At 75.5% G+C, this 8,321-nt stretch carries 8 protein-coding genes; 5 read left to right on the top strand and 3 right to left on the bottom strand.

Translation table 11 applies throughout. The features are described 5' to 3' along the window. The 3 genes from G6553_RS17405 to G6553_RS17395 form a co-directional block, all read right to left on the bottom strand. On the bottom strand, positions 1-990 hold a 990-nt coding region (locus tag G6553_RS17405), incomplete at its 3' end, for an aldo/keto reductase (RefSeq protein ID WP_166195808.1). 159 nt (positions 991-1,149) lie between these two features. Continuing rightward, the gene (locus G6553_RS17400; RefSeq protein ID WP_166195807.1) at positions 1,150-1,947 is read right to left on the bottom strand and encodes an NAD(P)-dependent oxidoreductase; all 798 of its coding nucleotides are present in this window, start codon (positions 1,945-1,947) and stop codon (positions 1,150-1,152) included. A gap of 18 nt (positions 1,948-1,965) precedes the next feature. Continuing rightward, complete coding sequence (locus tag G6553_RS17395) at positions 1,966-2,646, bottom strand: biliverdin-producing heme oxygenase (protein ID WP_166195806.1); 681 nt, start codon at positions 2,644-2,646, stop codon at positions 1,966-1,968. Between the two features lie 164 nt (positions 2,647-2,810). Here G6553_RS17395 and G6553_RS17390 point away from each other — a divergent pair, with 164 nt between their 5' ends. The 5 genes from G6553_RS17390 to G6553_RS17370 are packed head-to-tail and all read left to right on the top strand — an operon-like array spanning position 2,811 to position 8,313. Next, positions 2,811-3,935: an ABC transporter substrate-binding protein gene (locus G6553_RS17390; protein ID WP_347565785.1), complete on the top strand. Its 1,125-nt coding sequence runs from the start codon at positions 2,811-2,813 to the stop codon at positions 3,933-3,935. Then, positions 3,932-5,050 (top strand): iron ABC transporter permease, encoded by a 1,119-nt coding sequence (locus G6553_RS17385; protein WP_166195803.1) that lies wholly within the window; start codon positions 3,932-3,934, stop codon positions 5,048-5,050. Before G6553_RS17390 ends, G6553_RS17385 begins: the two co-directional genes overlap by 4 nt. A gap of 11 nt (positions 5,051-5,061) precedes the next feature. Beyond that, positions 5,062-5,871: a heme ABC transporter ATP-binding protein gene (locus G6553_RS17380; RefSeq protein ID WP_207619934.1), complete on the top strand. Its 810-nt coding sequence runs from the start codon at positions 5,062-5,064 to the stop codon at positions 5,869-5,871. Further along, positions 5,868-7,010 (top strand): hypothetical protein, encoded by a 1,143-nt coding sequence (locus G6553_RS17375; protein ID WP_166195801.1) that lies wholly within the window; start codon positions 5,868-5,870, stop codon positions 7,008-7,010. Before G6553_RS17380 ends, G6553_RS17375 begins: the two co-directional genes overlap by 4 nt. Next, on the top strand, positions 7,000-8,313 hold the full coding sequence (locus tag G6553_RS17370) for an HtaA domain-containing protein (RefSeq protein ID WP_166195800.1): 1,314 nt from the start codon (positions 7,000-7,002) through the stop codon (positions 8,311-8,313). The genes G6553_RS17375 and G6553_RS17370 overlap by 11 nt, the downstream gene beginning before the upstream one ends. Positions 8,314-8,321: the final 8 nt, after the last annotated feature.

Below are 8,321 nucleotides of genomic sequence, written 5' to 3'. Positions count from 1 at the left end.
GGACATGTCGCCGTACCGCTCACCCACCACGGCGCCGCGCGGCACCGCTTCGTCGAGCCGTCGCAGGTCGTCGGCGTCGAGCGTGACGTCCAGCGCGCCGACGTTCTCCTCCAGGTAGCGCACCTGCTTGGTCCCCGGGATCGGCGCGACGTCGTCGCCCCGCGCGAGCACCCACGCGAGCGCGAGCTGGCCCGGGGTGGCGCCCTTCTCCTCGGCGATCTCGCGGACGCGGTCGACCAGCCGGAGGTTGGCGCGCAGGCCCTCGCCGTTGAGGCGCGGGAAGTACGCCGTGCGGCGCGAGTCGTCCTCGCCCAGCGACGACTCGTCGGTGATGGCGCCGGTGAGGATCCCGCGGCCGAGCGGGGAGTACGGCACCAGGCCGATGCCCAGCTCGCGGATGGTCGGGAGGATCTCGTCCTCGAGGTCGCGGGTGAACAAGGAGTACTCCGTCTGCAGCGCCGTGATCGGGTGCACCGCGTGCGCGCGGCGGATCGTCGCGGCCGAGGCCTCGGACAGGCCGAGGTGGCGCACCTTGCCGGCCTGCACCAGCTCGGCCATCGCGCCGACGGTCTCCTCGATCGGGACCGACCTGTCGACGCGGTGCTGGTAGTAGAGGTCGATGTGGTCGACGCCCAGCCGGGCCAGGGAGGCGTCGCAGGCGGACCGGACGTACTCCGGGCGACCGTTGATGCCGACCCGGGTGCCGTCGGGCCGGCGCTCGTTGCCGAACTTCGTCGCCAGCTGCACCTCGTCGCGGCGGTCCTCGATCGCGGCGCCGACGAGCTGCTCGTTGGTGAACGGGCCGTACATGTCGGCGGTGTCGAGGAACGTCACGCCGAGGTCCAGCGCCCGGTAGATCGTCTCGGTCGCGGTCCGCTCGTCGGCGGTGCCGTAGAACTCCGACATCCCCATGCAGCCCAGCCCGAGCGCCGAGACGGTCAGGGGGGAGGCGGTGCCGAGGGTGCGGTGCTGCGTCACGGAGGTCGTCATGGACCCCATCGAACGCCTGCCGTCCAAGCCGCGTCCTTGGGTCGGCGCGGGGCGCGGGGCGCGGGGGCGGGGTGCAGGGGTCACCGGTTCACCGGTGACCCCCTCGGTTACCACGGCAGATCTCCCGTGGGAAGCGAGGAACTCCCGTGGGAAGCCCGGTCAGGGGCGGTCGAGAGCGGGGCGCTCGAAGGTCGCGGTCGCGTAGGGGCCGCCGACGTGGGCGGCGTCCCAGTCGTCCTCGGGGGAAGGCTGGATGCGGTCGGCCCAGTCCTCGGCGTCGTCCTGGGGCTCGTAGCCCAAGACGCGGCCGGGCTCGAGGTCCCACCAGGCGCGGGTGTTGGCGGAGATGCCGTAGAGCACCGCGAAGCCGGGGGCGGTGGCCGTGAGCGCGGCGTCGACCATCCGCACGCAGTCGTCGTGGGAGAGCCAGGTCGAGAGGTTGCGGACGGTCTCGGGCTCGGGGAGGAACGAGCCGATCCGGCAGGCGACGGCGTCGATGCCGTACCGGTCGACGTACAGGCTCAGCAACGCCTCGGCCGCGACCTTGGAGACGCCGTAGAAGGTGTCGGGCCGCGGGCGGGCGTCGACGCCGACCAGGTCGCGGCGCGGCGTGCGGCCGACGGCGTGGTTGGAGGAGGCGTAGACCATGCGGCGCACGTCGTGGGCCACCATCGCGTCGAGCAGCGCGCCGGTGGTGACGACGTGGGAGGTCAGCGAGTCCGGGAGGTTGGCCTCGCCGGGGTGGCCGGCCAGGTGGACGACGGCGTCGAGCGCCTGCTCGGCGAAGACCGCGTCGACGGCGTCGGGGTCGGTGCAGTCCAGGGCGTACCAGGGACCGTCCTCGCCCGACGGCTGCGGCAGCCGGTCGAGGCCGACGACGTCGTGCCCGCGGTCGACCAGGCCCAGGCAGACGACCCGGCCGATGCTGCCGGCGGCGCCGGTGACCAGGACCTTCATGCGCGGTCGGGGCGGAGGTCAGTCCTGCGGGACCACGCGGCGGTAGACATCGATGCGTTCTCCGAGCTCGGTGAAGAGGGCCTGGTTCAGCCGGAACGCTACCTTCACCTCGTCGACGACCCGGGCGACCCCGGCGGCGTCGAGGCCGAGCCCGTCGAGGCGCGCGCGGTAGGCGTCCTTGTACGGCTTCGGCTTCGGGATCTCCGGGAAGGCGTAGAACGCCGCGCCGGCCCCGTCGAGGTCGAACGCCCGGTCCAGGACCCGCCCGATCGCCTGGCCGCCGGAGAGGTCGCCGAGGTAGCGCGTGTAGTGGTGGGCGACCAGGTCGCCGCCCCACTCCGCGCCCTGGAGCCGCGAGACGTACGCCGCGGCGGCGGGCGACTCGTCGACCGCCAGGTCGTGCGGTGCCCCGGGCGCCCAGTGGTCGAGGTCGGCGTCGATGGCGGCGAGCCGCTCGAGGGCCGGGTCGTGCACGGCGGCGACCAGCGGGTCGTCGGTGCGGGCGCGCAGGGCGGTCTCCATGGCCGCGTACACGCAGCGCAGCCGCCGCAGGTAGGCGGCGTACCCCTCCTCGGAGATGCGCCCCTCGAGGAGCTCGGACATGAAGGTCGAGCCCTCGGCGTCCTCGTGCTCGGCACGCGAGCCCTCGCGCATGGCGGTCGACAGGGCGGGGGTGGGGCCGGCGTCGAGCACGGTCATGAGTCTCTCCTGCGGGGCGCGGGCGGCCGCGACCGGGCGGTCACGACGGGACGGCGGTCATCGAAGCGGAGGTGTCGACACGCTGTCAAAACGTTCTCGACACGATGTCGAATCGGTCCAGACCTTTGGTTAGGCTTGGCTTAGTTAGGTGTACCTTACCCATCGTGCGCGTCTCGTCGACCCCCGCCCGAGTGCCGGTCCTTCCCCTGGTCGCCGCCCTGCTGGCGGCGCTGCTGCTGGCGGGCTGCGGGGTCTCCACGGGCGAGCGCGCGGTCGGCGCGGAGGGCACGAGCGACGTGCGGACCGCGCCGCCGCTGGCCGACGTGCGGCCGCTGACCGATGTGCGCGACTGGGAGGGCGAGGCGGTCGTCGCTGCCCAGGACGAGGTCGACCCGGTCGCGGACTCGCCCGAGCAGCAGCTGCCTGTGACGCTCACCGACGCCCAGGGCACGAAGGTCACCGTCGAGGACGCCAGCCGGGTTCTCGCCCTCGACGTCCACGGCACCCTGGCGCGCACCGTCGCGGAGCTCGGCCTCGCCGACGTGCTCGTCGGCCGCGACGTCTCGACGCAGGTCGAGGGGCTCGACGACCTGCCGCTGGTCACCCAGGACGGCCACGACCTCGTCGCCGAGGCGATCCTCGGGCTCGACCCCACGCTGCTCATCACCGACACCTCGCTCGGGCCGTGGGACGTCGTGCTCCAGGTGCGCGACGCCGGCATCCCGGTCGTCGTGCTCGAGCCGGAGCGCACCCTCGACAACGTCGGCAGCCTGGTCCGCGGCGTCGCCGAGGCGCTCGGCGTGCCGGAGGAGGGCGCGGCGCTGGCGCAGCGCACGCAGCGGGAGATCGACGACGTCACCGCCGAGATCGCCCGGGTCGCGCCGGCGGACGAGGGTCAGTGGCTGCGCACGGTGTTCCTCTACGTCCGCGGCCAGAGCGGCGTCTACTACATGTTCGGCGAGGGCTCCGGCGCGGACTCGCTCATCGAGGCGATCGGGGGGTACGACGTCGCCGAGGAGATCGGCTGGAACGGCATGAAGCCGCTCACCGACGAGGGTCTCGTCTCCGCCCAGCCCGACCTGGTCCTGATGATGTCCGGCGGCCTCGACTCCGCCGGCGGCGTCGACGGCCTGCTCGAGCGGCTCCCCGCGCTGGCCGAGACGCCCGCGGGTCGGCACCGCCGGTTCGTCGCGATGGACGACGCGGACATCCTCGGCTTCGGGCCGGCCACCGCGTCGGTGCTCGAGGCGCTCGCCGTGGCGGCGTACGCGCCGGGTGAGCTCTCGTGACCGCCGTCCTCCCCGCCACCGAGCCCACGCCCGGGCCCAGCGGCACGGGCCGCCCGGCCCCGTCGCGGAGCGGCGCCCGGGTGCTGGCGGGCCGCGTCGGCCTGCTCGGCGGGCTGGGCGTCGCGCTGCTCGTGGCGGCGGCGTTCGGCGCGGGCCACGGCCAGCTCGACGTACCGCCGGGGGAGGTCGTCGGCTCGCTGCTGCACCGGCTCGGGCTCGACTGGGGACCGCTGCCCTCGCACCCGCAGGGGGAGAACACCCTGTGGCAGGTCCGCTTCCCGCGCGTCGCGATGGCCGCGCTCGCCGGGGCCGCGCTGGCGACCGCCGGGGCGCTCATGCAGGGCGTCTTCGGCAACCCGCTGGCCGAGCCCGGGGTGGTCGGCGTGTCCTCGGGCGCGGCGGTCGCGGCGGCCTCGGTGATCGTGCTCGACCTGGGCTTCGCCGGCACCTGGACCGTCGCCTGCTGCGCTTTCCTCGGCGGCCTGGTGACCACGGTCCTCGTCTACGTGCTCTCCCGCGACGGCGGCCGCACCGAGGTCGTCACGCTCGTGCTCACCGGCATCGCGCTCAACGCGGTGACCAGCGCCGGCCTGGCGTTCCTGATGTTCCTCGGCAACACCCAGGCCCGCGAGGAGATCGTCTTCTGGCAGCTCGGCAGCCTGAACGGCTCGCGCTGGGAGCAGGTCGGCGTGGTCGCGCCGCTCGCGCTCGGCGGCATCCTCGTCGCGCTCCTGCTGGCGCCCCGCCTCGACCTGCTCGCGCTCGGCGACCGCGCCGCCCGCCACGTCGGCGTCGACGTCGAGCGGCTGCGGATGGGCACGATCGTCGTGGTGGCCGTGCTGACCGCGGCGGCGGTGTCGTTCTGCGGGATCATCGCGTTCGTCGGGCTGGTCGTGCCGCACCTGGTGCGCCTCGTCGCCGGCCCAGGCCACCGGCTGCTCGTCCCCGCCAGCGCGCTGGGCGGCGCCGTGCTGCTCGTGGTGGCCGACCTGTGGGCCCGCACCGCGATCGCGTACGCCGACCTGCCGATCGGCATGCTGACCTCGCTCGTCGGCGGGCCGTTCTTCTTCTGGCTGCTGCGCCGCGCCCGTCGTACGGCGGGGGGCTGGGCATGAGTGGGCCGGGCATGACCGCGAGCGTCGCGATCGCCGCCCGCGGTGTCGGGGTGACCGTCGAGGGCCACCGCATCCTCGAGGGCGTCGACGTCGACGTCCGCCCCGGCGAGCTGCTCGCCCTCGTCGGCCCCAACGGCGCCGGCAAGTCCACGCTGCTCGGCGTCCTTGCCGGCGACACCACCCCGAGCGCCGGCGCCGTCGAGCTCGACGGCGGGCCGCTGCGCCGGGTGCCGACCCGCGAGCTCGCGCGGCTGCGGGCGGTGCAGCTGCAGAAGCAGGGGCTCGCGTTCGGGTTCCGGGTCGAGGACGTCGTCCGCATGGGCCGCTCGCCGTGGCACCGCACCCCGGCCGAGGACGACGACGACCGCGTGGTCGCGGAGTCCATGGCCCGCGCCGATGTCGCGACCCTCGCGGAGCGGTTGTTCCCGACCTTGTCCGGCGGCGAGCAGGCGCGGACCTCGTTCGCGCGGCTGCTCGCGCAGGCCGCGCCGGTCCTCATGCTCGACGAGCCGACCGCGGCGCTCGACATCAGGCACCAGGAGGCGCTCCTCGACGTGCTGCGCTGCACCGTCCGCGCCGGCTCCGCGGCCGTCGTCGTGCTGCACGACCTCTCGCTCGCCGCGGCGTACGCCGACCGCGTGTGCGTCCTCGCCGACGGCCGGGTCCGCGCCGACGGCCCGCCCGCCGAGGTGCTGACCGGCCCGATGCTGACCGAGGTCTACGGCCACCCCGTCGACGTCGTCGAGCACGCCGGCCACCTCGTCGTCGTCCCCGTCCGCTCCCACGCGCCCGCCGTGCCCACCCTCCAGGAGGTCCCGTGACCCGGCTGCTCGCCGCGCTGGTCCTGGCCGCCGCCGCTCTCGTCCTCGTGCCCGCTGCGCCCGCTAGCGCCGCCGCGCGGGTGACCGTCGCCAACCCCGACGGGGACGCGGTCGTCGACCCGACGTACGCCACGACCCTCACCGTCCGCGGCACCGGCTTCCAGGCCGTCAAGGGCGGCCACGGCGGCGTCTACGTCTTCTTCGGCGCCGTCGAGGGGACCTGGCAGCCCAGCCGCGGCGGCGCCACCGGACAGGACTACTGGTACGTCCCCGACAGCGAGGCCGAGGACAACCAGGGCTTCCAGAAGTACGTCGCGTTCCCGGGCTCCGACACCGCCTCCTCCGCCAACGGCGGCGTGATGTCGGCGAGCGGCGCGTGGTCGACCTCGGTCGTCGTCCCCGGCGCGACCTTCCGCGCCTACGACCGCTCCTCCTCCGTGCGCACCGTCGACTGCCGCGAGCTCACCTGCGGCGTCATCACCATCGGCGCGCACGGCGTCAAGAACGCCCGCAACGAGACCTTCACCCCCGTGCGCGTCGCCTCGCTCCAGCAGGCCGCCCCGACCGCGGGCCCGACGACCGGGGCGACCACGGGCCCGGCCACGCCGCCTGCCGCGGCGCCGACGATCGCGCCGCTGCCGGCGGAGGGGGCAGTGCCCGGGCCGTCGACGGACGGGGCCGCCCCCGCCGGGCGAGAGGTGCCCGTCGCCGGCCAGGCCGCACCCGGGGTCGCCACGCTCGAGGTCGACCGGGCCTCCGCGGTCGCCAGGAACGTCCTCGCCTTCACCGCCACCGGCCTGCCGCCCGGTCGGCAGGTCACGGTCGTCCTCGATGACGGCGCGGCCGGGGCCGGCCCGTTCCTGGTGGGTGCCGACGGCGGCACAGCCGGCGTGCTGACCCTGCCCGAGGACGCGGCGGCCGGCACGCACGAGCTGCGCGTGCACGGCGTCGACGACCCGCCGTCGGTCTCCTTCGCCATCGTCGGTGCCGAGCCCGCGCCGGCCGCCGCCGCGAGCGGGGACCGCAGCGAGCGCGCCGGCCTGCTGTTCGCGGGCGCCGCCGGGCTGGTGCTGGTCGCGGCCGTCGGCCGGGCGGCGTACCCCCTCCTCCGCGCGCGGAGGGCGCGTCGTGCGGCCTGAGCGCGCGGCCGGACGCCGGCACGGGCTCGCTGCGTCGCTTGCCTCCGCGACCGCCGTCGCGCTGCTCGGTGGCGTGGTCGGAGGAATGCTCGGGGCCGCTCCGGCCGTCGCCGAGGAGACCGACGAGTCCCCGACCCGCGTCGAGATCGACGGTGCCGTGCTGCGGTGGGGCATCAACCACGAGTCCAGCAACCGCGCGCACGCGCCGGACACCTACAACTACCTCTCCGCGGGCCGGGTGGCCGACCCGGGCCGCGGCGGCACGACCCTGCCCCGCTCGTCGTGGAAGCAGCGGGCCGGCGCGGTGCGCGTCCAGAAGTGGGACGGCCGTCGCTGGCGTGCCGCCACCTGGTTGGGTCTGCGCACCGACGCTTCCGGCGCGACGCTGGGCTCGCCGGCCAGCGGGTCGACGAGCGGGCTGCGGTTCACGATCGGGGAGGGCGAGGGGTACGTCGACCCGGCCGCCGGCACCGCCCGCGTCGCCTGGGACGGCGACGTCACGGTCGTCTACTACTCCGGCATGTCGATGTTCCACCTCAGCGACCCGGTGCTCGAGGTGACCGACGGGCGGGGCGCCCTCACCGCGACCGTGAGCGGCTACGCCTCCTCGGTCGACGACCCCGGCTCCTGGGCGCCGGTGCCGGGGGAGACGGTCACCCTGGCCGACCTCCCCGACGTCGACCTGGGCAGGCCCGGTGCCGCCGGCTTCACCGCCGACCCGGCGTACCGCGGCGTCACCGTCGACGGCCTCGGCCAGACCACCGGGGACGCGTGGTCGGGGTCGTTCCCGCCGAGCTTCGTGGCCTACATGGACCGGCTCGGGACCGCGGCGTTCTGGTTCTCCAGCGGGTCCTCGACCGACCCGTTCAAGGTGCCCGCGCCACTGTCGGTGTCGTACGCCGCCGCCGGCTCCGACCCGGCGCCGGCCCCGACCGCGCCGCCCACGCAGCCGGTCATCACCAACCCGACGATCGCCCCGCCGCCGACCCCGACGACCACGCCTGCGCCAACGACCCCGGTCGCGGCGCCGGTGGCCGCACCGACCCCCGTCGTCGCGCCGGCGAGCGCGCCCGCCGCGGCGCCGGTGCTGCCCGTGGCGCCGGAGGCCGGCGACGTGCCGGTCGTCTCACCTCCCGCCGCGCCCGCCCTCCCGGCCAGCACCGACCTCGTCGCCACGACGGCCGCGGGTGCGACGACCAGCGCCCGTCCGGCCACGTGGCCCTGGTGGCTCGGCGGCGCCTGCCTCCTCGCGGCGGCCTTGCTGCTGCTCCTCCCCGGACCCCGACGCTCCCGCGTCGCCTGAGAAAGGAA

This window comes from Nocardioides sp. IC4_145, from assembly GCF_011250565.1.
GTDB lineage: Bacteria > Actinomycetota > Actinomycetes > Propionibacteriales > Nocardioidaceae > Nocardioides.
Note: the sequence above shows the minus strand (reverse complement) of the source record. Positions and strands in the feature narration are given on the sequence as shown.